Source organism: Corynebacterium pacaense (assembly GCF_900169525.1).
GTDB lineage: Bacteria > Actinomycetota > Actinomycetes > Mycobacteriales > Mycobacteriaceae > Corynebacterium > Corynebacterium pacaense.
Map to the genome: position 1 here is coordinate 290,124 of NZ_LT821239.1, position 22,506 is coordinate 312,629.

25 protein-coding genes and 2 tRNA genes are annotated in these 22,506 nt (G+C 62.2%); 16 read left to right on the plus strand and 11 right to left on the minus strand.

From position 1 onward, the window contains the following. Positions 1–100: 100 nt before the first annotated feature. The gene (locus B7E02_RS01535; protein ID WP_080794348.1) at positions 101–940 is read left to right on the plus strand and encodes an alpha/beta fold hydrolase; all 840 of its coding nucleotides are present in this window, start codon (positions 101–103) and stop codon (positions 938–940) included. Here B7E02_RS01535 and B7E02_RS01540 read toward each other — a convergent pair whose 3' ends face one another. Both B7E02_RS01540 and B7E02_RS01545 read right to left on the minus strand, forming a co-directional pair. After that, the gene (locus B7E02_RS01540) at positions 941–1,381 is read right to left on the minus strand and encodes a DUF6918 family protein (RefSeq protein WP_143336594.1); all 441 of its coding nucleotides are present in this window, start codon (positions 1,379–1,381) and stop codon (positions 941–943) included. A 170-nt stretch (positions 1,382–1,551) separates the two neighbouring features. Further along, positions 1,552–2,688 carry an ROK family protein gene (locus B7E02_RS01545; protein ID WP_080792259.1) on the minus strand — a complete coding sequence of 379 codons (1,137 nt, stop codon included), beginning with the start codon at positions 2,686–2,688 and terminating at the stop codon, positions 1,552–1,554. A 172-nt stretch (positions 2,689–2,860) separates the two neighbouring features. Here B7E02_RS01545 and B7E02_RS01550 point away from each other — a divergent pair, with 172 nt between their 5' ends. Further along, positions 2,861–3,352 (plus strand): flavin reductase family protein, encoded by a 492-nt coding sequence (locus tag B7E02_RS01550; protein ID WP_080792264.1) that lies wholly within the window; start codon positions 2,861–2,863, stop codon positions 3,350–3,352. Here B7E02_RS01550 and B7E02_RS01555 read toward each other — a convergent pair. Beyond that, on the minus strand, positions 3,349–3,612 hold the full coding sequence (locus B7E02_RS01555; RefSeq protein ID WP_080792266.1) for a TetR family transcriptional regulator: 264 nt from the start codon (positions 3,610–3,612) through the stop codon (positions 3,349–3,351). The two genes, B7E02_RS01550 and B7E02_RS01555, sit on opposite strands and share 4 nt — an antisense overlap. Beyond that, positions 3,609–3,818 carry a CopG family transcriptional regulator gene (locus B7E02_RS01560; RefSeq protein WP_080794349.1) on the minus strand — a complete coding sequence of 70 codons (210 nt, stop codon included), beginning with the start codon at positions 3,816–3,818 and terminating at the stop codon, positions 3,609–3,611. The genes B7E02_RS01555 and B7E02_RS01560 overlap by 4 nt, the downstream gene beginning before the upstream one ends. A gap of 92 nt (positions 3,819–3,910) precedes the next feature. Here B7E02_RS01560 and gyrA point away from each other — a divergent pair, with 92 nt between their 5' ends. From gyrA to B7E02_RS01590, 6 genes are all read left to right on the plus strand, one after another. After that, positions 3,911–6,463 (plus strand): DNA gyrase subunit A, encoded by a 2,553-nt coding sequence (gene gyrA / locus B7E02_RS01565; RefSeq protein WP_080792268.1) that lies wholly within the window; start codon positions 3,911–3,913, stop codon positions 6,461–6,463. A gap of 3 nt (positions 6,464–6,466) precedes the next feature. Next, complete coding sequence (locus B7E02_RS01570) at positions 6,467–6,811, plus strand: DUF3566 domain-containing protein (RefSeq protein WP_080792273.1); 345 nt, start codon at positions 6,467–6,469, stop codon at positions 6,809–6,811. A 113-nt stretch (positions 6,812–6,924) separates the two neighbouring features. Further along, positions 6,925–7,001 (plus strand) — tRNA-Ile (locus B7E02_RS01575). 7 nt (positions 7,002–7,008) lie between these two features. Beyond that, positions 7,009–7,081: transfer RNA gene (locus tag B7E02_RS01580), tRNA-Ala, on the plus strand. A 330-nt stretch (positions 7,082–7,411) separates the two neighbouring features. Continuing rightward, complete coding sequence (locus B7E02_RS01585) at positions 7,412–7,930, plus strand: ClbS/DfsB family four-helix bundle protein (RefSeq protein ID WP_080792276.1); 519 nt, start codon at positions 7,412–7,414, stop codon at positions 7,928–7,930. Positions 7,931–8,170: 240 nt separating this feature from the next. After that, the gene (locus B7E02_RS01590; RefSeq protein ID WP_080792279.1) at positions 8,171–9,190 is read left to right on the plus strand and encodes an SDR family NAD(P)-dependent oxidoreductase; all 1,020 of its coding nucleotides are present in this window, start codon (positions 8,171–8,173) and stop codon (positions 9,188–9,190) included. Here B7E02_RS01590 and B7E02_RS01595 read toward each other — a convergent pair. Genes B7E02_RS01595 through B7E02_RS01605 form a run of 3 tightly spaced genes read right to left on the minus strand, consistent with a single transcriptional unit; the run spans position 9,187 to position 11,057 of the window. Further along, positions 9,187–10,164 (minus strand): zinc-binding dehydrogenase, encoded by a 978-nt coding sequence (locus B7E02_RS01595; protein WP_080792282.1) that lies wholly within the window; start codon positions 10,162–10,164, stop codon positions 9,187–9,189. The genes B7E02_RS01590 and B7E02_RS01595 overlap by 4 nt on opposite strands. A gap of 16 nt (positions 10,165–10,180) precedes the next feature. Beyond that, positions 10,181–10,603, minus strand: a complete 423-nt coding sequence (locus tag B7E02_RS01600) for an organic hydroperoxide resistance protein (protein ID WP_080792285.1) — start codon at positions 10,601–10,603, stop codon at positions 10,181–10,183. 16 nt (positions 10,604–10,619) lie between these two features. Then, positions 10,620–11,057 (minus strand): MarR family winged helix-turn-helix transcriptional regulator, encoded by a 438-nt coding sequence (locus B7E02_RS01605; RefSeq protein WP_179129627.1) that lies wholly within the window; start codon positions 11,055–11,057, stop codon positions 10,620–10,622. A 683-nt stretch (positions 11,058–11,740) separates the two neighbouring features. On the opposite strand from B7E02_RS01605, the gene B7E02_RS01610 reads away from it, so the two are divergent. Further along, positions 11,741–11,935, plus strand: a complete 195-nt coding sequence (locus B7E02_RS01610) for a hypothetical protein (RefSeq protein ID WP_080792289.1) — start codon at positions 11,741–11,743, stop codon at positions 11,933–11,935. A 262-nt stretch (positions 11,936–12,197) separates the two neighbouring features. Here the strand turns inward: B7E02_RS01610 and B7E02_RS01615 are convergent, their stop codons facing one another. The 3 genes from B7E02_RS01615 to B7E02_RS13900 form a co-directional block, all read right to left on the minus strand. Further along, the gene (locus tag B7E02_RS01615) at positions 12,198–13,895 is read right to left on the minus strand and encodes an ATP-binding protein (protein WP_080792295.1); all 1,698 of its coding nucleotides are present in this window, start codon (positions 13,893–13,895) and stop codon (positions 12,198–12,200) included. Positions 13,896–14,000: 105 nt separating this feature from the next. Beyond that, positions 14,001–14,993 carry an MsnO8 family LLM class oxidoreductase gene (locus B7E02_RS01620; protein WP_245802117.1) on the minus strand — a complete coding sequence of 331 codons (993 nt, stop codon included), beginning with the start codon at positions 14,991–14,993 and terminating at the stop codon, positions 14,001–14,003. Beyond that, entirely contained in the window at positions 14,990–15,304 is a 315-nt protein-coding gene (locus tag B7E02_RS13900; RefSeq protein WP_143336595.1) for a winged helix-turn-helix transcriptional regulator, read from the minus strand. The genes B7E02_RS01620 and B7E02_RS13900 overlap by 4 nt, the downstream gene beginning before the upstream one ends. A gap of 156 nt (positions 15,305–15,460) precedes the next feature. On the opposite strand from B7E02_RS13900, the gene B7E02_RS14570 reads away from it, so the two are divergent. From B7E02_RS14570 to B7E02_RS01635, 4 genes are all read left to right on the plus strand, one after another. Beyond that, complete coding sequence (locus B7E02_RS14570) at positions 15,461–15,832, plus strand: alcohol dehydrogenase catalytic domain-containing protein (RefSeq protein ID WP_245802118.1); 372 nt, start codon at positions 15,461–15,463, stop codon at positions 15,830–15,832. Further along, positions 15,829–16,350, plus strand: a complete 522-nt coding sequence (locus B7E02_RS14575; protein ID WP_245802119.1) for a zinc-binding dehydrogenase — start codon at positions 15,829–15,831, stop codon at positions 16,348–16,350. Before B7E02_RS14570 ends, B7E02_RS14575 begins: the two co-directional genes overlap by 4 nt. A gap of 15 nt (positions 16,351–16,365) precedes the next feature. Then, positions 16,366–17,556, plus strand: coding sequence for a winged helix-turn-helix domain-containing protein (locus B7E02_RS01630; protein WP_080792302.1), 1,191 nt, complete (start codon positions 16,366–16,368; stop codon positions 17,554–17,556). 102 nt (positions 17,557–17,658) lie between these two features. Then, positions 17,659–18,516, plus strand: coding sequence for a tetratricopeptide repeat protein (locus tag B7E02_RS01635; protein ID WP_080792305.1), 858 nt, complete (start codon positions 17,659–17,661; stop codon positions 18,514–18,516). A gap of 3 nt (positions 18,517–18,519) precedes the next feature. Here the strand turns inward: B7E02_RS01635 and B7E02_RS01640 are convergent, their stop codons facing one another. Then, positions 18,520–19,584 carry a GTP-binding protein gene (locus B7E02_RS01640; RefSeq protein WP_080792308.1) on the minus strand — a complete coding sequence of 355 codons (1,065 nt, stop codon included), beginning with the start codon at positions 19,582–19,584 and terminating at the stop codon, positions 18,520–18,522. Positions 19,585–19,789: 205 nt separating this feature from the next. Between B7E02_RS01640 and B7E02_RS01645 the strand changes: the two genes are divergently transcribed. From B7E02_RS01645 to B7E02_RS01655, 3 genes are read left to right on the plus strand one after another with little or no spacing between them, the layout of a single operon-like run. Continuing rightward, the gene (locus tag B7E02_RS01645; protein WP_080792311.1) at positions 19,790–20,752 is read left to right on the plus strand and encodes a substrate-binding domain-containing protein; all 963 of its coding nucleotides are present in this window, start codon (positions 19,790–19,792) and stop codon (positions 20,750–20,752) included. Then, entirely contained in the window at positions 20,749–21,744 is a 996-nt protein-coding gene (locus B7E02_RS01650) for an ABC transporter permease (RefSeq protein WP_080792316.1), read from the plus strand. The genes B7E02_RS01645 and B7E02_RS01650 overlap by 4 nt, the downstream gene beginning before the upstream one ends. After that, a complete protein-coding gene (locus B7E02_RS01655) occupies positions 21,741–22,505 on the plus strand; it encodes an ATP-binding cassette domain-containing protein (RefSeq protein WP_080792319.1) in 765 nt (254 codons plus the stop codon). Before B7E02_RS01650 ends, B7E02_RS01655 begins: the two co-directional genes overlap by 4 nt. Position 22,506 lies beyond the last annotated feature (1 nt).

The window sequence follows — 22,506 nt, forward strand, 5'->3', positions numbered from 1 at the left end:
AACAAGGGGGCGAAACCCCGGTGTTCATCGGGGTTCCACCACCATCGGCGTTTTCTATGGAAAGGTGGATTCGGTGAACACCGGTGAGGTACATGTCGGCATGCCCGATGGTTCCGTCACCCCCGTGGATCTGTGGCAGGGAGGGGATCGACCCCTGGTGATGATCTGGCCGGGCTTCGGCATGGGCGCCGGCTACTACCGGCCGATGGCGCTGAGCCTTGTCGAGCACGGTTTTCCGGTGGCCATAGGGGAACTGCGTGGCCAGGGACGCTCCTCCGCGCGTGCGGATCGTCGCAACCACTGGGGATACCACGATCTTGCCTCCGTGGATTTCCCTCGCCAGATCCGGGCCGTCAAGGCCGGGCTGGGTGTTGCCGCGGATTATCCGATGGTCTTCCTCTCACATTCGATGGGCGGGCAGATCTCCTGTCTCTTCGCGGCCCGCGAAGACGCACCGGCGCTGGGATTGAGGGGCATCTTCGGTGTTGGTGCCGGTACACCCCACCGACCGGCTTTCGACGCCCGGATGGGCAGGAGGTTGGGCCTCGGTGCACTGCTGCTGGGAGTCGTGGGAGGCGGGGTGCTGGGCTACTGGCCGGGGAAGGTATTCGGCCGGGATCTCGTGGGTTATGGAAGGCAGTCCGGTACGCACATGCGGGAGTGGAGGCGTTTCCATCTGCACAACTCCCTCGATGATCTCAGCGGTTCGGATATCGACTATGTCGAGCGGATGCGCCTAGTTGATCTTCCCGTTCTGCTCACGCGCGGTGAAGATGACAGGGACTGCCCTGAAGCGTCGAGCAGATCGCTGGCGTCATTCCTTCCCCGTGCCGATGTCACCTGCGAGAATCTGCCCGGAGGGCTCGGCCACAACCGGTGGGCGCGGCAACCGGAGGTTGTGACCAGCCGTTTTCTGGATTTTGTTGAGGAGCTCGGGTAATCAGGCTGCGTGCTTCTGCACGAGGGCGCCGATCTCCGGGAGTTCCTCCTCGATGACCTTGGCGGCCTTGCCGCGGACACCCCTGTAGACTTTGGCCAGCCCGGGAACGGAAATACTGTCGGCGTTGCGGTCCGCGACACCGAGGATGGCGTCGAGGGCGCGGTCGCTGTTGCCGCTGAGGTAGGAACCGAAATCGGTACCGTCACCGGCGGAGTACTCCTGCCACAGGCCATCGAGTGAATCGGCCAGTTCCGGGAGGAGGCGACGGGAACCTTTTGTCAGGATGTCGGAATCAACCTTGGTGGCGGCGGCCAGGGCCCCCTTGAGTGCCACCCCGGTCAGACCCGATTGCTTGTTCACGGTGGCTGAGATGAATGCGGCCGTATCTGAGACCGTCTGTTCGAAACCGTCGTTGACAAGAAGTTCTTTGAGTGAAGTCATGGACATCATAGTAACCAAGAAAAGAGTCGGCTTTCCCCGCTGTCGCGAATCAGCCGACCAGTTTCCTGATGCTTCTCATGTTGCAACCCTTCCGCCACAGATGTCACTTGAACCTCTGTAATCACAACAGTAACAAAGACTACCTTTCATCACCCGCTGACGGCAAGCGATCAGACGTGGGAAAGCGGATCCTGGCGCACGGCGTGCAGTGCGACCTGGATGGCCGCGGTCCGCAGAATATGCTGATCCGCCCGCTGGATGCGCAGCTGGCCGCCGACTGAGGAACGCGAACGCAGCCGTTCGACCACGATGCGCAGCCCGGCCGGATCGGTGGTGAACGCATCGCCGGCGAAGACCACGGTGTCCGGGTCGACGACATCGATCGCCGAGGCCACGGCATCACCCAGGGCCGTAGCGCGGTCATCGAGGATTTTCCGTGCGACGGGCCGGGTGGATCCCAGATGGACGAGCTCGGCCAGGCTCCTCGCCCTGATCCCCTGCTCATGGGCCTTCTGCAGTGTCTTGGTGGTGCTCAGGGGGTGTGATCCGGTGGAGTTCTCCGGATGGAAGGCGGCAGGGGAGCGCCCGGTGTGCGGCCGATGGACGGCGCCGTTGAAAATCCACGCGTGGGCGATGACCTCGCGCGCATAGAAGTAGAGGGTCGACGGCGCCGGCTGCTCGGAGGCCTGCAGCGGGGATTCGATGATCTCGGTGCCCGCCATCGCCGCGACACCGGTCCCGATGGACACGGGCCGTCCCAGGACCGCGGAGAGGTCCGCCCCCACATCCGCGTTCTCCCAACCGTAGGAATCCGAGGTGATCAGTCCGTCCCTGTCGACATGTGCGGAGAAGGCGACTCCCACGTTCACCGGTTCCGGCAGACCTGCACCGAGTTGTGTGAGCGCATCACTGACGGTGCCGAGTATCTCCGAGGAGGTTGAACCGGGGACGTGGATGTCCAGGGTCTCATGGCGTATCACCCGCCCGGCCAGGTCGGAGACCACGATCTCGGTGCTGTTGACACCGATGTGGGCGCCCCATGCGGTGAGGTGGCGGCCATCGATGCTCAGGCCTGTTCGGGGACGACCCGCCTTGGTGCCGTCATCGACGGAGGAGCGCACCTCCTCGACGAGGCCGGCGTTGATGAGCGCACCCACGTGGCGGGTGATGCTGGCCTGGGAGTAACCGAGCTGTCGCTGCAGAAGCGTGCGATCGGTCGCGGTTGCTCTAATCTGGTGGAACACTCGGGCCACCGGCAGCAGCGGGGTGGTGAAGTAGACAGGTTGGGTCGGATTTGTCACGGGCATGCCGATTATTCTAGACAGATAAGTCTATATTCCAAGCTTTTCCGGAGGTTCTCCGGGAAAAATGTCCCAACCTGCACAGATATGAGTTCTATTCTGAATGAAAAGAAAGCGTTAATTTCAAAGTGGTTGAAACTATGGCCCGCTTAATAGACTATGTAGTCTAATTTTCTCCATGACCACAGCAGTCCTTTCCTCCGTCGAACTCCGCCAGGCGCTCCGCAGGGTGCCCACCCCCATTACCTTCATCGCCAGTCATTCCGGGGAGGTGCCGGTGGGGATGGTTGTTGGCTCCTTCATCGGGATCAGCCTCGAGCCCGCTCTGGTCGGTGTCTATCTTCAGAAGTCCTCGAGCACCTGGCCGCAGTTGCGGTCCATTGTTGAGCAGGGGGCGGAACTGGGTGTGTCCATTCTCGGTTCGGCACATGCCGATCAGATCCGCCAGCTCTCCGGCCCCGCGGCCGGCCGTTTCGCCGGTCGGTGGTCCCGCGAGAACGGGGGAGCGGTCCATCTCGACGGTGCCGATACCCAGCTGAGCACGCGGGTGGTGGAGATCAGTGAGGTCGGGGACCACGACTTCGCCCTCCTCGAGGTGGTGCACGCGGCCGTGGCCGACGGGGGATCCCACGCGCTGGTCTTCCATGAATCCCAGGTGGGCACGCTCTAACTGTTGAGGCTGAGCAGCACGCGTGCGGTGACCTCGGCGAAAACATCATTTGCACCGCTCAGCGGCCCCAGCCGGGTAATGGTCCGGGCGACGGCGTGTGCCATTTCCTCCACCGAGCCGTGCACATCGACGCCGTGAAGGCTGGCGCCGCTCACTCCCGAGGCGGCGCTGAGGGCCGCGAAACTGACCACGCTCACCTTGTGGACCGCACAGACTTCGTCGGCGATGATGAGGAGCTGTTCGGCGGACAGTCCCCTCATCGCGCCTGCCTGATCCGCTTCTCGACGCCCGCGGCCTCAGCCACGTAGGTCCGTGCGAGGTCGGCGACCTCCGCGTCGGCCACGACGCGGCTTGCAGCCGCGATGATCGCCCGGGTTGCGGCCTCCTGCTTGCTGGAGCCCTGCACCCGGGCGAGAAGGGTGAGTGCGCGGTCCTGGGCGTCGTTAAGCCGGAGGGTCATAGCCATGAGCGCAATGGTATCACTGTGGTATCTGATTGGGGTCTTTATCCTTTCCATGGCGTAAAATCGATTGGGATTGAACCGAGGAAAGGTAAATAGTGAGCGACGACAATCATGACGGCACCCTGTTTGACCGCGTCCACCCCATTGACATCAATGAGGAGATGCAGTCAAGCTACATCGATTACGCGATGTCGGTCATCGTCGGCCGGGCCCTGCCGGAGGTCCGTGACGGTTTGAAGCCGGTGCACCGCCGCGTGCTCTACGCGATGTTCGACAGCGGTTTCCGCCCGGACCGCAGCTACGTGAAGTCCGCGAAGCCGGTTGCGGAGACCATGGGTAACTACCATCCCCACGGCGACACCGCGATCTACGACACCCTGGTGCGCATGGCCCAGCCCTGGTCCATGCGTTATCCGCTTGTCGACGGCCAGGGTAACTTCGGTTCCCGTGGCAACGACGGCCCGGCCGCCATGAGGTACACCGAGTGCCGCATGACCCCGCTGGCCATGGAAATGGTCCGCGACATCCGCGAGAACACCGTCGACTTCTCCCCGAACTACGACGGCAAGACCCTCGAGCCGGATGTGCTGCCCTCCCGTGTTCCCAACCTGCTGATGAACGGCTCCGGCGGCATCGCCGTGGGCATGGCCACCAACATTCCCCCGCACAACCTCAACGAGCTGGCCGACGCGATCTTCTGGCTGCTGGAGAACCCCGAGGCCGAGGACGCCGTCGCACTCGAGGCGTGCATGGGCTTTGTCAAGGGCCCGGATTTCCCGACCGCGGGCCTGATCATCGGTGACAAGGGCATCAAGGACGCCTACACCACCGGCCGCGGCTCCATCCGCATGCGCGGGGTGACCTCGATCGAGGATGACGGTAACCGCACCGTCATCGTGATCACCGAGCTGCCCTTCCAGGTCAACCCCGACAACCTCATCTCCTCCATCGCCGAGCAGGTCCGCGACGGCAAGCTGGTGGGTATCTCCAAGATCGAAGATGAGTCCTCCGACCGCGTGGGAATGCGCATCGTGGTCACCCTCAAGCGCGACGCCGTGGCGCGGGTGGTGCTCAACAACCTGTTCAAGCACTCCCAGCTACAGACCAACTTCGGCGCGAATATGCTCTCCATCGTTGACGGCGTGCCGCGCACCCTCCGCCTCGACCAGATGCTGCGCTACTACGTCGCGCACCAGATCGAGGTGATCGTCCGACGCACCCAGTACCGTCTGGACAAGGCGGAGGAACGCGCCCACATCCTGCGTGGACTGGTCAAGGCCCTGGACATGCTCGACGAGGTCATCGCACTGATCCGCCGCAGTCCCACCGTGGAGGAGGCCCGCACCGGCCTCATGGTGCTTCTGGACGTGGACCAGATCCAGGCCGATGAAATCCTCGCCATGCAGCTGCGCCGCCTGGCGGCCCTGGAGCGCGAGAAGATCATCAACGAGCTCGCCGAGCTGGAGATCACCATCGCCGACCTCAAGGACATTCTGGCCAGCCCGGAGCGTCAGCGCACCATTGTCCGCGATGAGCTCACGGAGATCGTGGACAAGTACGGCGATGAGCGCCGCTCCGAGATCATCGCCGCAACAGGTGATGTCACCGATGAGGATCTCATCGCCCGGGAGAACGTGGTGGTCACCATCACCTCCACCGGTTACGCCAAGCGCACCAAGGTTGATGCCTACAAGTCCCAGAAGCGGGGCGGCAAGGGTGTTCGCGGGGCGGAGCTGAAACAGGATGACATTGTCCGTCACTTCTTTATCAGCTCCACCCATGACTGGATCCTCTTCTTCACCAACTTCGGGCGCGTGTACCGGCTCAAGGCATATGAGCTGCCGGAGACCTCACGCACCGCACGCGGGCAGCACGTGGCCAACCTGCTGGAGTTCCAGCCGGGCGAGCAGATCGCCCAGGTTATTCAGATCCAGAGCTATGAGGACGCCCCCTACCTGGTGCTGGCGACCGCCCACGGCAGGGTGAAGAAGTCCCGCCTCGCGGACTACGAATCCAACCGTTCCGGTGGGCTGATCGCCATCAACCTCAATGAGGATGACCGCCTCATCGGCGCCGCACTGTGCGACAACGATGATGAGCTGCTCCTGGTGTCCGAGGAGGGCCAGTCCATCCGCTTCAGCGCCAACGACGACCAGCTGCGGCCGATGGGTCGCTCCACCGCGGGCGTCAAGGGAATGCGCTTCCGTGGCGATGACCAGCTGTTGTCCATGTGCGTGGTCCGCGACGGGGATTTCCTCCTGGTTGCCACCACCGGCGGTTATGGAAAGCGCACACCCATGGAGGAGTACTCCACCCAGGGTCGCGGTGGGCTCGGCGTGGTCACCTTCAAATACACCCCGAAGCGAGGCAAGCTGGTCAGCGCACTCGCCGTCGATGAGGATGATGAACTGTTCGCCATCACCTCCGCCGGCGGGGTCATCCGTACCGTTGTCAACCAGATCAGGCCATCCTCGCGTGCCACCATGGGCGTACGGCTGGTCAACCTGGAGGATGGTGTCCAGCTGCTCGCCGTGGACAAGAACGTCGAGGGCGAGGGCGAGGAGGCCGCCGAGGCGGTGGCCACGGGCGCCGTCGAGGGACCTGCGTCCAAGGCACCGGCCGATAACGACAACAGCAGCGAGGAGTAACGCATGGCAACCCGAGAAGTCTCCATCACCCGAATCTCTCCGCTCTCCGCGTTCAAGGTGACCCTGGCCATGTCCATCATCGGACTGGTGGCCTGGATCATCTGTGTGTGTGTGCTCTACCTCGGTCTGGGTGCGGCCGGGGTCTGGCAGAACCTCAACGATGTGATCGGCGGGATCGGTGGTGAACAGGCCATCACCTTCGGCCTGATCCTGAGCATGTCAGCCCTCATGGGGGCGATAGCGGCGATCAGCGTCTCGATCCTCGCACCGCTTGCGGCGATCATCTACAACGCCATCGTTGATCTCTTCGGTGGAGTCGCGCTGACTCTTCGTGAGGAAGTGGATTAGCCGACCTCCGGGGGCCTTCCCATACACATTCCCCTGGAACCCACGAAATAGGGTATGGCCAGGGGATTTGTGTTGTAGGATGGTCCTGGGTAAAGTTCTATTTCGTTCCCAAGGGGCCTATAGCTCAGTCGGTTAGAGCGCATCGCTGATAACGATGAGGTCGCAAGTTCGATTCTTGCTAGGCCCACCAGGAACGCGGGGCATTAGCTCAGTTGGTAGAGCACCTGCTTTGCAAGCAGGATGTCAGGAGTTCGATTCTCCTATGCTCCACAAATTAAAGAAGTACCCCGAATCTTGGCACAGGCTGATGCGGGTTCTGGTGTGAGGGTGGCGAGGGGCTCATCGAGTCGGATCGTCGCCTTTTCGTCTTTCCTGGTTCGATTTCGAAGAACTCCACCGTCCCCGTGATGACCGTAACTCGCACACTCACAATCGTCATGCAACGTTAGTACAGTTCCTTCATTTATTTGACATGCGGACTTGTCAGATAGGAGATCTCATAGACAATTACTCGCCGGTAGTATTGCCGGGTTCGATAGGATGAGGGTGAGATCCAAAGCGCGGGCCCAGTAGTTCAGCCCGCACAGAACCGAGGTTCCGATGGCTGTTCCCGCGACCAAGGCTGACCTGCTGGCAGTGATTGACAAGACCTTTGCGCAGCTCGAACGAGACCTCGACAGAGTGCCTCCGGTCGCCGCGCGGGAACCTGTTCTCGATGGGCACGTTAAGAACACAATGATGAGTCCTGCAGACTTGTTGGCGTACCTCATTGGCTGGAATCAGCAGGTTCTCACCTGGCATCGGCGTCGGGCGGAGGGGCTTCCGGACGAGCTGCCCGCGCCCGGCATTAAGTGGAATGAACTGGGCGTGCTCGCACAGTGCTACTACGCCGAACACGAGGCGGAAACCTGGGATGAGCTGCGCGCGCAGTTGCGTGACGCGAAGGACTCCATTGTCGATCTGATCGAGGGCTATTCCGATGCAGAGCTGTACGGACAGCCCTGGTACGGAAAGTGGATGATGGGTCGCATGATCTCCTTCAACACCTCATCGCCCTACACCAACGCACGAGGTCGTATCCGCGCGTGGCTCCGAACCTCGAATCACCCGCGCGTCTAGCGATTCGACCTCCACCTGTCTGAAACCCATGACGTGCAGGTCGCCGCTGCGCGCACCTGAATCCGGAGATCGCTCTTCCCATGACACGGCCTCGGTGCGAACATCGTCGCCGTCCGGAGGGTGGCCAGCTGAGCCGCAAGGCGGAGGTTATCGGAAACTGAAGTTGCGGGGGCACCTCCCATTTCACGGCTAGACTCTGCAGCTAAACGAAACGTCAAAAAGCAGCGAAAGAGGAGTTCAATGACCGGGGAATCCACACCAGCCGTACTTTCTGTTCACAGCACCGTGGGGGCGTGGCTCGCGCATCCCATCGGCTCGCGGATCCTCGCCGATCTGCTCGCGCAGGCGGGAACGGATACGTCGGTGCTGCGCATGATGCGAAACCTCCCCCTCGAGCACCTCCTCCGCTCAGGTGGACCGATCCCGGAAGGGTTGGTGGAGTCGCTGGAACTCAAGGTCAATGGTGGCGTCCTCCCGGATCCGGACAAGGTTGAATCACTTGCCTGGCGTGAGCGGATCACCGGGGGCCGGTTCGCGGGAGAAACGGTGATCGTCACAGGGGCGGCCTCCGGAATTGGCCGTGCCGTTGCTTCGAGGGTGGCCCGTGAAGGCGGCCGGGTCGTCGCTGTGGATCTCTTCGAGGAGAAGCTCGGAGAGTTTGCCGCAGCTCATCCCGGGAGCGAGATCATCACCGTGGCCGCCGATGTCAGCAGTCAGAGCGATGTTGATCGGGTTCTTTCCGCCGCCGGGGACCGCGTGGATGGTCTTGCCAATGTTGCGGGGATCATGGACGATTTCTCGGCGATCCACGAGGTCAGCGATGAGATGCTGGAGCGTGTCTTCAATGTCAATGTTTTCGGACTGATCCGCCTGAGCAGGGCGGTGGTTCCCCTCATGATGGAGGCGCGAAAGGGATCCATCGTCAACATCGCCTCGGAATCGGCCCTGCGCGGCTCCTCAGCGGGATTGGCCTACACCGCCTCAAAGAGTGCTGTTCTGGGGATTACCCGCAGCTCGGCGTACATGTACCAGGAGTTCGGAATTCGCGTGAACGCCGTTGCCCCCGGTGGGACAGTCACCGGAATCCGACCGGGGACCGCGGAGAACTTCGGCCGTGGTCGCGTGTTCGAGCACAACGCGGATGTTCCGCTGGCCACCCCGGAGCAGCTTGCAGCCTCAATCACATTCCTGCTCAGCGCAGATGGTTCGAATGTCAGCGGTGTCCTGCTGCCCTCGGATGGTGGTGAGTCGGTCTTCTAGAACTTCAGCAGGATCTTGCCCACACGGCCCGGCGTGAAGCTGGCGTCAACGGCGTCGACCACATCATCCGCGTCGAAGATTCCGGCGACCGGGAGGGTCAGTTCACCGGCGACGATGCGCTGCATGAGCTCGCCGAAGAGCGCGCCCTTTTTCGCCGCGTCCATCTCCCGACTGATTCGGGATCCCCAGAAGCCCTTCACCGTGATGTTGTTGAAGATGATCGAGCCCGAGGACAGTTCCATTGTTGGTGATCCCATCGCCCCGAAGGCGACGAGGGTTCCATCCTGAGTGAGCAGGGAGAGGACGTCGTTCGAGGATGCTCCGCCGACGGAATCCACACCCGCCTTGATGGGTGCACCGCCTGTGATCCGGGCGACCTTCTCGCGCCAGCCTTCGCTGTCCGTGGACACGACATTCGTGATGCCCTGGGCGGCGAGCTCCTTGATGCCCGCTTCACGACGCACAAGGCCGAGCACGTGGACGCCACGTGCGTCGGCAAGCTGTGCCAGCATCCTGCCGACCGCACCGTTGGCTGAGTTCTGCACCACCCAGTCACCTTTCTCAAGGTCGAGGAAGTCGAGGAGGGTGATCGCGCTGAACGGCATGGACACCAGCTGCGCGGCGGCCTCGTCGGGCAGCGCGTCCGGTACGGGGATCAGGCCGGCGGCGTCGACAAGCGCGTACTGCGCCCATACGCCGAAGGTTGTGCCGCTGACCACGCGGGACCCCACAGAAACACTATCGACGCCCGCACCGAGGGCATCAACGATGCCGAGGGCCTCGGTGCCGGCCGCCGCCGGGAGTTCGGGCTTGAATCCGTAGGTGCCGCGGACCGTCCAGAGATCGTGGTTGTGGATCGGCGAGAGAATGATCCGCAAACGGACCTGGCCGGGGCCGGGTTCGGGGATGGGGCGGTCCTCGACGTGGAGTACATCCCGGGGTTCACCGAATGAATCGTGAATGATGGTGCGCATGAAAACTCCTGAGTGGTTAATCATCTGAAACGGTAACGGTGACGTCGATGTTGCCGCGGGTGGCGTTCGAGTAGGGACAGACGCGGTGGGCGGCGTCGGCAAGCTTTTGTGCCTGCTCATGCGGCATGTCCGGGATGGTGACCTCGAGTTCAACGGCGAGGCCGAAACCGCCGTTGCCGGTGGAACCGATGCTCACCCTGGCGCCGACGGAGGTGTCGGTGAGCTTGATCTTCTCCGACCTGGCTACGGTCTGCAGTGCCGAATGGAAGCAGGCCGCATAGCCCGCGGCGAACAGCTGTTCCGGGTTGGCACCATTGCCGCTGCCTCCGAGCTCCTTCGGGATGGCGAGATCCAGGTCAATGCGTCCGTCGGAGGTGGCGGTGTGGCCGTTGCGGCCTTCGCCGGTGGCCAGTGCTTCTGCTGTGTAGAGGGGTTCCATGGGAGTTTCTCCTTCTTTAGTGGTGTGGTTCCGAGGCGTTGAGCGAGCCGCACATCTTCTGCAACGTGTCGATGAGCTCCGCTGCGTGGGCATCATCGGTGGTGAGCATGAGTTCACGGACCTTGCCCGGGAGATGGGCGAGTTCTGCGCGCAGCGCCGTACCTGCGTCGGTGAGTGTGACAGTGACAACGCGAGCGTCCTGTTCTCGGCGTTCGCGGCGGACATATCCCGCCTGCTCCAGCCGCCGGATCAGCGGTGACAGGGTGCCAGAATCAAGCTGCATGGCCTTGCCGAGAGAATGCACGGACTGGTCGCCGTCATTCCACAGCACCACGAGAACGAGGTACTGCGGGTAGGTGAGGTCCCAGGGTTCGAGCAGGGTCCGATATGCCCGGGTGGTTGCCCGTGCAGCCGAGTACAGGGAGAAGCACACCATTGTGTCTGTCACGCTCATGAGAACAATCATTGCACACAATTAAATTGTGCACAACTAAAATTGGTCGGGAGGTGGTTGATAAGCCGGATTGACCGCCGTAGCCAGCCCAATTGGCTTCCTCACAGCTCTCGTGGAACTGCACAGCAACGATGTTGAGCATCTCTGGTGTGAGTGGGACCCTTTGAGGCCAAGAAAGGTGAACTCGTTAACAAGGCAAATTCAGTGAGTGAGTTCCACAAGATGATTGCCCCTCAGGGTTAACTTGACCTGGCAGGGGTCCCGCTGTCTTCTGGCTACCAGCTTCGGGCTCTGAAGGCCCGAAAATCCGTTGAAGTTGGATGCCCACGACAGATTCTGTCTTCTGCGTCCAACGTCAGTGACCCGCCACGCCTTCAGGACCAGAAGTTGGTAGCCAGACGACAGTAAGGACTCTTTGGAATCAATCATGAGGGAGGAAAGCATGCTGGTTTTTGGGGGCAACGGCTGCTGAAGCGCACAGCTCACACGACGATGGTGTGGAGGATTTCGTCTGCTTTCAGCCTTACATCGGGAGGGCTCGTTTGCGTTCCGGCTTCACTCGCGGATAGCGGAGTAGCGACACCGATGGGAAGAATCCTCTATTGCCACCGCTGTGGACTTGACCTTGGCTGCGGGGGAGCGATGATAACGGTAGTAGACTACTGGCGAAGGGACGGTTTCAGATGAAGAACCACACCATGTCAAAGCACCTATATAGCGCGTTGATCGCACTTGTGATTACTCTCGTGGCCATCCCATTCAATCCCGGTATCCCGTGGTTCGCATGGGTTGGCGCGTTTGCACTGTTGCTTGTGATCGCCGAGCTTGTCTTCGCTGCGGTAAACAATGATGGTCCGAGTGCGAAGGCGAAAAAGTAGCGCACTCCCACATTCTCCGCCAGCCCCTGTTATTATCCTGCTTTTCGCTGTCGTAACCATGGATTGCACTGCTCGTGAGTGGACCTGATCCGTGCTGGTTTCGGGACCGGATTCGCGGTATCGATCATCGGTTGAACATTGTGTCGATTTCACAACTCGACACTTAAAACAGCAGACCCACATGCGTTCTCAGTTAAGTCTCCTGACGCGCTGGCGCTCGCCATTGGCCTCTTGAAAGACCTTTCGGCGGGGTTCGGAGGGATCACAGTGTGCGCAGGTACGCTCGGTTTCTGCTTGATGGTGGTGCGGTTGCGGTGATCAGACCTGTGGAGACGAGATGTCGGATGACCGGCCTTAAAGAAGTGGGGGTTCGTCCGCTGATGTTCGCTAGTTCTTTGATCGTTGTTGGCGTGTCAAAGGAGATGTGATTGAGTACCTCCAACTGAGTCGCGCTCAGATCTGTGAGTGGCCCGGGGAGGACAAAGCGCCCGGAATCGGATTCCGTCAGAATGCTCCGTTCAGCCAGACCCTGAAGCAGTAAGTTCATCTCCCCGCTGTCGTGACCGGTGTGGTTCTTGAGGTTGCTCGCTGTCACGGCTCCCAGATCCTTGGCAAGGACGAGTGCTATTGCCTCCATGCGATCGTAGTTCTCTCCCAGCAGGCCCACGAGCCAGGAATTGATCTCTGCATCTATGAGCCCGAAGCGGTGGAGAATCACTCTCACCTGCGCGATATCGACAGTGAAATCAGGTATCGGGAGCCCCGCCTCGCGCATGGTGCTCTTCATTCTGGGAATGCCACTGCCGTTGCTTTCCGCAAGGACTCCGCCATCGTCTCCCTGCCAGGGAACCTCCATCAGGAGTCTGGCGAGGGTTGGGTTGCGTGGCACTGCCATGCCATCGTCAAGGGAGTCTATGGATTTCCCACCGGGAAGGCCTCCGGGACTGGTAATCTTCAGGCGATCTCTGTAGATATCCACGGCAATGCTCTGATCCTGCGCAAGAGGGGCATAGTCCCTGTGCATCACCGCATTGGCGAGCGCCTCCCTAAGTACTTCAAGTGGGATCTCCAGGACGTCGTAGCCCGCATTATCATGAACGATTCTCCGTGTTCTCAGGTTTTTCCGGATTATTTGTAGGGTATCGCGGACCATATCCAGAAGATTGCCGTCGCAGATTCTCCTGTCCTCGAAGCGCACGCTCGTACCAGGCGAAGACTTTTCCTTGCCTGGGTGGACAGCGACATCGATGAAGAGTCGGGGAAAGAACTGTTGTGGGTACTTTCCAAGTGCCACAAGGCCCGCGACTGTGGGAACGCCGTCAGGGCTTATGATGCCCATTCGGGTAAGCCAGGCGTCGCCATTCCCCTGGATTATCCGGCTGTTGCCATCTTTGAGCCGACGGTGAACGGCAGAGATGAGGTCATCGTCAAGGTCGTCGCGATCTGCCTCGACGACTGGCTCCCGATCTGTCCGCAGATGATCGAACCTGTGCTGGAGTTCATAGATTTCGAGCGAGTTGAGCAGGCGGTCGCCATCATCGACTCTCTTGTAGCTTCCTTTTGCCATTCCCTTGTTTTTCACGAAACAGGGACCATTGATTGACAACGGAGCAATGGTGACAATCACACACTCGGCCCCATTGACCTCAACAGTGCGTAGTGTGTATTCGGGCAGGGGGTGAACCTTCTGTGCCGCTGGATCAGCTGAGTTAAGGCCACTGTGCACTGCCTGGGCAGCTATTATTGCATCGAAACCTTTGGACGGTGTGAAGTCTGGCTCTGTGAGGCCGAGAAAAATATGGCCACCCTTGGTGTTCGCGAAAGCACTGACAGAGTCCCATAGACTTTTTCCGTCGGCCTTTCCCGTGAGGCCGGACCGTGACTTTACTTCTACGTGTTCATCATCGGCTCCGCGTCGGCGAAGTCTCGTGAGATGTACGGTGAATTCTTCCGGCTCCATGTGTCTCCAGACTAGACGTCAGTGAAGTTCAGTGATGCCCTCACTTTATACACTGAGAGCCTCACTTTATACACTGAGAGCCTCACTTTCTACACTGACGGCGATTCACCAGCGGGCGGCGACGTCGGCAAGCAGTTCATCCGATCTCGTCTGCCCCTCCACATCGGACATACCGCAGGTGGCCACAATCTCATCTGCGCGCGTGAATCCCATGAGTTCGCGGAGTTGTTGCTCCACCTCGCGGCCTGTGCCGAAGATTCCACCCGCAAGATTCGCCTCCACCCGTCGTCGCTGCGTCGCGGTCAGGGAATCGAGGTCGATCTCGCCTATGGAGGGCAGCGGTTCGAACGTTCCGGTGGTCCGCGACCTTGCCAGCGCCCACGCCTCCGGGAGCAGCAGTGCCCGTGCCTCCTCAGTGGTATCCGCAACCGCAATGTTCGCTGCGATGATCGCATGGGGCACGCTTGTCGACGCACCCGCCCGGAACTCCCCACGGTAGGCGGTGAGTCCCGCGTGATGGGGTGTGGAACGGTCGAAGAGCGATGGCCCGCCGACGATCACGCCGAGTCCGAGCTCCGCTGCCATCGAGAGTGATCCCCCGCCGGAGAGCACATATACCCCCGGGATCCCGGAAATCTGCGGCCGGGCGGTGACAGGGCCTGTCCCCTTGAGATAGGAGAGGAGCTCGGCCAGATCCCGGGCGTAATGGTCGGCTGCGTCGGGCTGCTGCCGGAGTGCGGCGCGTACGGCGGAGGTGAAGCCAAGGGAGCGGCCGACGCCGGCGTCGATACGCTGCGGGAACAGTGCAGCAAGGGTGAGCAGTTGCTCGGCCACCACCAGTGGTTGGTGGGCGGGCAGCATGATGCCCGCCGTGCCGATTCTGATGAGGTTGGTGGCCGATGCCACTGCCGCTGCGAGAATCGTCGGCGCGGACCCGGCGATACCGGGGACCCCATGATGTTCGGCGACGAGAAAACGCCGGTAGCCCAGGCGTTCGGCCAGACGGGCCCGGTTGACGGTGGCGGCGAGAGCCTCGGCATCGCTGTGACGGGAGCGGATGTGGGCGCGGTCGAGAATGGAAACATGCAGTTCGGTCACGGGGTGACGTTCTCCTCGACCCAGTCGCGCAGGAGTTTCAGCGGTGCCGCGGCGCTGTGGCCGAGTGCGGTGAGCTCGTAGTCGACGCGAGGTGGCACCTCGGCGTAGACGGTGCGGGTGAGCAGTCCGGCTTCCTCCAGGCGTTTCAATGTCTGGGAGAGCACCTTCGGGCTGACCCCCTCCAGGTTGCGTTTTATCTCCCCGAATCTTCTCGGCCCGCTCTCCAGCGTGCCGATGGCCAGGGTGCTCCATTTGTTGGCCAGCAGATCGAGCATCCCGCGGCACGGACACATCGCTTCGTAGACTCCCATAGCTGCAATGGTACCCAAAGGGAAGCAGATGGCCTTGACGGTAACCACGGGTCGCGCGCAACACTGGGAGTCATGACACAGGCATTCATTTCATGCAAGGGTTCCTTTTCCGCAACCGACGTTGAGCTCCCACCGCTGAAGCCTCACGATCTCCGCGTGAAGGTGGAAGCTGTCTCGGTCAACCCGGTGGATGTGAAGGTCGCGGAATCACTGACTGAGCCCAGGATCCTCGGTTTCGATGCCGCGGGCACCGTCACTGACGTCGGCTCCGCCGTCACCCTGTTTGCGCCCGGTGATGAGGTGTTCTACGTCGGAAGCATTGATCGACCGGGAGCGAATCAGCGTCTGCACACTGTCGATGAGCGCATTGCCGGCCCCAGGCCGGAGTCGCTGTCCCACGCGGATGCGGCCAGCCTGCCCCTGACCTCCATCACCGCGTGGGAATGCCTCTTCGATCGTCTGCAGCTGCGCCCGGAATCCACTGGAACCCTGCTGGTCATAGCGCCAGTGGGGGAGTGGGGTCGATGATCCTCCAGCTCGCACAGTCGCTGCTTCCCAAAGTGACCGTCATCGCCACCGCCTCGGACGCCGAGCGTGAACGGTGGGCAGCCGATCTCGGCGCTGAACACACGGTGAATCACCATGGTGATCTCGCTGCCCAGGTGCGAGACATCGCCCCGGGTGGGGTGGACTGGGTCTTCACCGCGCACTCCGCCGGTCAGATTGAGCTCTATGCGCAACTCGTCCGTCCCTTCGGCCATATCGTGGCCATTGATGATGGCCCCCGCGACGTGGAACCGCTCAAACAACGCAGCATCGCCTGGCACTGGGAGCTGATGTTCACCCGTCCGCTGTTCACCACCCCGGACATCACAGGCCAACATGATCTGCTCACCCGGGTATCCGAGCTTGTCGACGCCCACCGCATCCGCCCCACCACCACCGAGGTGCTGCAACCGATCACCGCTGCCACCCTTGAGCGTGCGCACGCGATGGTGCGTGACGGGCACATGGTGGGCAAGGTTGTCGTGGAGGGGTGGGATTAAAGCTATCGTCGAGGCATGACCGACACTCTCAGCGCCGCGGAGGCGAGACGGATTGCGCTGGCGGCGCAGGGATTCACCGGGTCCAGAAAGATCCCAAGGCGGCGCCCCTTCGACCGGGCACTGGAGAAGCTGCACGTGCTCCAGATCGATTCGGTCAACGTCTTCGCCCGTTCGCACTACCTGCCGGTCTTCTCCCGCCACGGTGCCTACGATCAGCGGGCCCTCGATGAGTACCTGTGGGACAGCGGCGAGTTCACCGAGTACTGGGCACATGAGGCGGCGTTCATCCCGGTGGGGGACCGACCGCTGTTCGGTTGGCGCATGCGCGACTTTGAGGGCAGGTACGCCGAAAGGATCATCGAGCTGCGGCCCGAACTCGACCGCGTGCGGGGTCTGCTGGCAGAGGATGGCCCGCAACCGATCCGCGAGCTCGACTCCAATCCGCGCGGCCGGCGGGGTCCGTGGTGGGACTGGAGTGACACCAAGCGTGCGGTGGAGATCCTCTTCGCCACCGGCGAGGTGGTGACGGTGGGGCGTGAGCGCTTCGAGCGTCGATACGCATTGGCGGCCGATGTGCTGCCCGCGGGCGCGCTGGGCACCGTGCCGCGTGCCGACGCCCACCGCAGCCTGGTGGAACGCGCCGCGTGCTGCCTGGGGGTGGGCACCCTTGCCGACCTCGCCGACTACCACCGGCTGAAGAAGGCGGAGGCGCTGATCGCCGTGCATGCGCTGGAGGAGGAGGCAGTTCTTGTTCCCGTGCAGGTGGAGGGGTGGAGCGATGCGGCGTGGATGCACCGCGATGCGGTCCTTCCCTCCAGGGTCACCGCCGACGCACTGCTCACGCCCTTCGATCCGATCGTGTGGTTCCGGCCGCGGGCTGAGCGCATCTTCAATTTTCACTACCGCATCGAGATCTACACACCGAAGGAGAAGCGGCGCTACGGCTATTACTGCCTGCCGTTGATGGTCGGCGGGCGATTGGTCGGGCGGCTCGATCTCAAGGCCGATCGGGCACGGCGGGAATTGATCGTCCAGGCGGCGTGGGAGGAACCGGGAGCTCCGGGGCGAACGGCAGAAGTGGCCGCACGGCTCCTCCATAACGCAGCGGCGTGGCAGGGCCTGGAATCGGTGAGCCTCCGCGGTGCGGGAAACCTCGAGATCCCCGGGTCCGCCCTCACGGACCGGCCCGGACAGGCTCCGGCGTGAGCCCGGGGGCGGGCCCCGCCTCTCGGCGGCTTAAGGTCCGTGCGGAACGGTGCAGGTCCCCTCACTGACAGCGGTGCTTTCGGGGTTCTACACTGCAAGGTGATGCGCTCCCACGATCCCTGTTCCCCGTCCCATCACCACCACACCCACCCCGTCCCCACCGGCCGTGCGCAGCAGATCGTCACGGTCTCCCCACGCAACCTGGAATCCGAGGTTCTAGGCAGGTCCTCGCAGGTACCGGTATTCGTTCTCATCGGCGCACCCCTCATGCCCGGCTATGCGGCCCTGGAGGAGACGCTGCGCGGACTCGCGGGGCGGGCGCGGTTGCGGTGGATCCTGGCGACCGTCAACTCTGATACCGAGAGCGCCGTGGTGGCGAGGTTCCGCCCGACGACGCTTCCGGCTGTCTATGCCGTTGTGGGGGCGGTGAGCGTCGCGGTGTACGGGGAGGGCGATATCGCCACCTGGATTGACGACATCGTGGTGCGCAGCAACCTCGAGGGCCTGCACGCGGAGGTTGAGCGGGAGGATGAGCCGGGAGCCTCCTCCGGTGATCCCCGCCTCCTGGAAGCCGCCACGCTGGTCAATGCGGGGGACTTCGACGCTGCCATCAAGATTTACGACGCCCTCCTCGCCCAGCACCCCGGCGATCCGATCCTGTCACGGGCGAAGGTCGCGGTATCGGTTCTCTCCCGGGTACAGGACAGTGACCGCTCCGTTGATCCCATCGCGGCGTCGCAGGAGGATCCGGACAATATCGACCTCGCGCTGCGGGCCGCGGATGTGCTCGTCCTCTTTGACCGGCCGGGTGAGGCGGTGGCGCATCTCGTGGAGCGCATCGGTGCTTCCATAAGCGGGGAGATGCGCAACCGCATTCTCGAGCTGACCCGCTTGCTGGAGCCGGACGATCCCGTTGTCGGTGCGGCCAGGCTCAGGGTTGCCTCGGCGTTGTTTCGCTGAGGGTCAGACGGTGGCTGCGTGGAGCTTTTCCAGCAGCGTTTGGCCATCGAGGTTCACGCCGATGAGCACCACTTCGCTGCCGGGGGTCAGTTCTGAACTGGACCAGCGCATCGCCGGCCTGATGCTCAGATCTGGACCGGCCTGGTGCCACACCTGGGCGATGTCGGGGTGATCGTCGATCCAGCAATAGCCCTTGGAGCGGACGAGACCGACGGTTGACCGCAGCACCTCGAGCAGTTTCCGCTTATGGAAGGGTCGCCTGGACCGGAAGACCACCGAACTGATCCCGTACTCCTCCGTCTCAGGGGTATGCGGGTTGTCCAATTCCTCGGTGTAGCCCTCATAGGTGCGGGCGGTGTTCTCGTCGTAGAGGTTCGCGCCGAGAAGCTGGTCGATGGCTGCCCCACCCTCGTGCCGGCCGTTGGTGAGGATGTCCACCTCGGCGCGCGGGTTGAGCTTCCGCACCAGGGTGATGGTCCGCTGGACGCGCACGGTGGAGACGAGATCGGTCTTGGTGATGTAGATGCGGTCGGCGAATTCGACCTGGTCGATGAGCAGGTCCGCAACGGTGCGCTCGTCCTCGGGGGTGGCACCGCGGTCGGCGTCGGCAAGCCTGGTGTGGTGGCGCAGCTGGTCGAGGAACTGGACCGCATCGACGAGGGTGACCATCGTATCGATGCGCGCGACGTCCGCCAGCCGGGTTCCGTCCTCCCACTCCCATTCGAAGGTTGCCGCCACCGGCATCGGTTCCGATATGCCCGTGGATTCGATGAGGATATGGTCGAAATCGCCGCGGGTTGCGAGCCCCGCGACGGAATCGACGAGATCCTCGCGCAATGTGCAGCAGATGCAGCCGTTGGACAGTTCAATGAAGCGGTCCTCGCCGCGGGTGAGGTGGCCCTCGCCCGCGATGAGGGCGGCGTCGATATTGATCTCGGAGAAATCATTGACGATGACCGCGATTCTCCGACCTGCGCGGTTGGCCAGAATCTGATTGAGCAGCGTTGTTTTTCCGGAGCCGAGGAAGCCGGAGAGAATGGTGACGGGAGTTGGGTTGGGGGAAACCATTCACTAATGATATCCATTTTCATTAATTTATGGGATCGGACCTCCGGTCGGTGTCCGGCTTGGTGGTGCACCCCCGGAAATGGTGATGATCGGGGTTGAGAAAGCGCAGCGTGAATCATCTGAATCGATCAGGTGACCTGCGAAAAGTTTGACTAAACCCGCAGCTCTGGGCAACAGTGTTCAGGTGAGACTATTCAAATCTGCCATGGCTCTTCTAGCAACCGCACTGTTGATCACCGGATGCTCGGCCACCGGGGGCGCCCCGCGCGCCTCGGACCGGGGGGAGGGGGGCGGCACCGTGGACACCCCGCGGTTGGTTGTCTCGATGATTAGCCACGGCGCTCCCGGCGACACCTTCTGGGATCTGGTGCGCAAGGGAGCGGAGGATGCCGCCCGCAAGGACAACATCGAACTGCGCTACTCCTCAGATCCCGAGGTTCCCAACCAGTCCAACCTCATTCAAACGGCCATCGATTCAGGTGTGGATGGAATCGCCGTGACCCTGCCCAACGCCGATGCCCTCGGTCCCACAGCGAAAAAGGCGGTGGATGCGGGCATCCCGGTCGTCGGGCTCAATGCGGGTATGGACAGCTACCAGACCTACGGTCTCAGCGGCTTCTTCGGTCAGGAGGAGAAGGTGGCCGGAACGAGGGCGGGGGAGCGGCTCGCGACCGACGGGGCGAAGCACGTCCTGTGTGTTATTCACGAGCAGGGGAACTCTTCCCAGGAGTCGCGCTGTGCAGGCGTCGCCGAGGGTGCGGGAGTAAAAGTGGAAACCATCTATGTCAACGGCCGGGATCTGACCGCGGTGCAGTCGACGCTCCAGGCGAAACTCTCCCAGGATCCCGGAATCGACTGGGTGATGGGCCTGGTCGCCCCGGTGGCACTGACCGCCGTGAATTCGGTGCGGGATTCCGGTTCGCAGGCGAGGATCGCCACCTTTGACACCAACGCCGCGCTGGTCACGGCGATCCGCAACGGTGACATCCAGTGGGCGATTGATCAGCAGCCCTATCTCCAGGGTTACATGGCTGTCGACGCCATCTGGTTGGCGCACCGCAACGGCACCACCGTCGGCGGCGGACGCCCCGTCTACACCGGCCCCAGTTTCGTGGACGCCTCCAATGTCGATGTCATCGCCGATGCAGCGACGGCGGGTCTGCGATGAATCTGATCATGCGCGCCATCCGACGCCCCGAGCTGACCAGCCTGCTGGGTGCGGTGGTCATCTTCACCGTCTTCATGCTCGTCGCACCGGCCTTCCGTTCCTGGGATTCCATGGCCACCGTGCTCTACGCCAGCTCCACCATCGGCATCATGGCCGTGGCGGTCGGCCTGCTCATGATCGGTGATGAATTCGACCTCTCCACCGGTGTCGCGGTGACCACCGCGGCTCTGGCGGCGTCGATGCTGTCCTACAATCTGTGGCTCAACACCTGGGTCGGAGCCCTCCTGGCTCTCCTCATTTCCCTGGCCATCGGATTCTTCAACGGATTCCTGGTGGTCAAGACCAGGATCGCCTCATTCCTGATCACCCTCGCCTCATTCCTCATGCTCCAGGGCCTGAACCTGGCGTTGACCAAGCTGATCTCCGGAGCCGTGGCAACCCAGACCATCGCCGACATGGAGGGCTTCCCCTCCGCCCGCGCGGTGTTCGCCAGCTCCGTCCCGATCTTCGGCGTGAATGTCCGGATCACCGTGTTCTGGTGGATCCTCTTCGTGGTCCTCGGCAGTTTCCTGCTGTACAAGACGCGTTTCGGCAACTGGATCTTTGCCGTGGGCGGCGATCAGGAGGCGGCCCGCGCGGTCGGTGTCCCGGTCCGCAGGGTGAAGATAATTCTGTTCATGTTCGTCGGTTTCGCGGCCTGGTTCCTCGGTATGCACAACCTGTTCCTCTTTGATTCGATTCAGGCCGGCCAGGGCGTGGGCAATGAGTTCCTCTACATCATCGCCGCGGTGATCGGTGGCTGCTCCATGACGGGTGGTCGTGGCACCGTGATCGGCACGGCGATCGGTGCGTTGATCTTCGGTATGACCAATCAGGGCATCGTGTATGCGGGGTGGAATCCGGATTGGTTCAAGTTCTTCCTCGGCGCCATGCTGCTGTTCGCGGTGATCAGCAACAACCGCTTTGCCAGGTTCAACGAGGAGCGATCATGAGCGAACTGATTCAACTGCGCGACATCTCCAAAGATTACGGTGCCTTCCGTGCGCTGGAGGGTATCAATCTGCAGGTCAATGCGGGGGAGGTGACCTGCGTGCTCGGCGATAACGGAGCCGGTAAATCCACTCTGATCAAGATCCTCTCCGGGTTGCACCCGGCGTCCTCGGGGGAGATCATCGTCGACGGGGAGTCGGTGGATTTCTCCTCACCACGCGATGCGATCGGCGCCGGAATCGCCACCGTCTACCAGGATCTCGCAGTGGTGGGACAGATGAGCGTGTGGCGCAATTTCTTCCTGGGCCAGGAGCTCACCGGACGCTTCGGCACGCTCCGCGAGCAGGAGATGCGCAGCATCACCGATCAACAGCTGCGCGAAATGGGCATTGAGCTTCACGACGTCGGCGTTGCCGTCGCCTCACTGTCCGGCGGACAGCGGCAGGTTGTGGCGATCGCCCGCGCCATCTACTTCGGCGCCCGCGTGATCATCCTCGACGAGCCGACGGCCGCCCTGGGTGTAAAGCAGTCCGGCATGGTGCTGCGCTTCATCGCGGCGGCCAGGGATCGCGGGATCGGCGTCATCTTCATCACGCACAACCCGCACCACGCCTACCTGGTCGGCGACCACTTCGTGTTGTTGAACCTCGGCCGTCAGGTGCTCGATGTTCCCCGCAGCGAGGTCAGCCTCGAGCAGCTGACCGTCGCCATGGCCGGAGGCGGCGAGCTGGACTCGCTCAGCCACGAACTCGATCGGGGATAGT

Bases quoted from the DNA above. Each gene is read 5' to 3' on its own strand.
- B7E02_RS01535 (WP_080794348.1), top strand. From the start codon at position 101: ATGCCCGATGGTTCCGTCACCCCCGTGGATCTGTGGCAGGGAGGGGAT.
- B7E02_RS01540 (WP_143336594.1), bottom strand. From the start codon at position 1,381: ATGACTTCACTCAAAGAACTTCTTGTCAACGACGGTTTCGAACAGACG.
- B7E02_RS01545 (WP_080792259.1), bottom strand. From the start codon at position 2,688: ATGCCCGTGACAAATCCGACCCAACCTGTCTACTTCACCACCCCGCTG.
- B7E02_RS01550 (WP_080792264.1), top strand. From the start codon at position 2,861: ATGACCACAGCAGTCCTTTCCTCCGTCGAACTCCGCCAGGCGCTCCGC.
- B7E02_RS01555 (WP_080792266.1), bottom strand. From the start codon at position 3,612: ATGAGGGGACTGTCCGCCGAACAGCTCCTCATCATCGCCGACGAAGTC.
- B7E02_RS01560 (WP_080794349.1), bottom strand. From the start codon at position 3,818: ATGGCTATGACCCTCCGGCTTAACGACGCCCAGGACCGCGCACTCACC.
- B7E02_RS01570 (WP_080792273.1), top strand. From the start codon at position 6,467: ATGGCAACCCGAGAAGTCTCCATCACCCGAATCTCTCCGCTCTCCGCG.
- B7E02_RS01585 (WP_080792276.1), top strand. From the start codon at position 7,412: ATGGCTGTTCCCGCGACCAAGGCTGACCTGCTGGCAGTGATTGACAAG.
- B7E02_RS01590 (WP_080792279.1), top strand. From the start codon at position 8,171: ATGACCGGGGAATCCACACCAGCCGTACTTTCTGTTCACAGCACCGTG.
- B7E02_RS01595 (WP_080792282.1), bottom strand. From the start codon at position 10,164: ATGCGCACCATCATTCACGATTCATTCGGTGAACCCCGGGATGTACTC.
- B7E02_RS01600 (WP_080792285.1), bottom strand. From the start codon at position 10,603: ATGGAACCCCTCTACACAGCAGAAGCACTGGCCACCGGCGAAGGCCGC.
- B7E02_RS01605 (WP_179129627.1), bottom strand. From the start codon at position 11,057: ATGAGCGTGACAGACACAATGGTGTGCTTCTCCCTGTACTCGGCTGCA.
- B7E02_RS01610 (WP_080792289.1), top strand. From the start codon at position 11,741: ATGAAGAACCACACCATGTCAAAGCACCTATATAGCGCGTTGATCGCA.
- B7E02_RS01615 (WP_080792295.1), bottom strand. From the start codon at position 13,895: ATGGAGCCGGAAGAATTCACCGTACATCTCACGAGACTTCGCCGACGC.
- B7E02_RS13900 (WP_143336595.1), bottom strand. From the start codon at position 15,304: ATGGGAGTCTACGAAGCGATGTGTCCGTGCCGCGGGATGCTCGATCTG.
- B7E02_RS14575 (WP_245802119.1), top strand. From the start codon at position 15,829: ATGATCCTCCAGCTCGCACAGTCGCTGCTTCCCAAAGTGACCGTCATC.
- B7E02_RS01630 (WP_080792302.1), top strand. From the start codon at position 16,366: ATGACCGACACTCTCAGCGCCGCGGAGGCGAGACGGATTGCGCTGGCG.
- B7E02_RS01635 (WP_080792305.1), top strand. From the start codon at position 17,659: ATGCGCTCCCACGATCCCTGTTCCCCGTCCCATCACCACCACACCCAC.
- B7E02_RS01640 (WP_080792308.1), bottom strand. From the start codon at position 19,584: ATGGTTTCCCCCAACCCAACTCCCGTCACCATTCTCTCCGGCTTCCTC.
- B7E02_RS01645 (WP_080792311.1), top strand. From the start codon at position 19,790: ATGGCTCTTCTAGCAACCGCACTGTTGATCACCGGATGCTCGGCCACC.
- B7E02_RS01650 (WP_080792316.1), top strand. From the start codon at position 20,749: ATGAATCTGATCATGCGCGCCATCCGACGCCCCGAGCTGACCAGCCTG.
- B7E02_RS01655 (WP_080792319.1), top strand. From the start codon at position 21,741: ATGAGCGAACTGATTCAACTGCGCGACATCTCCAAAGATTACGGTGCC.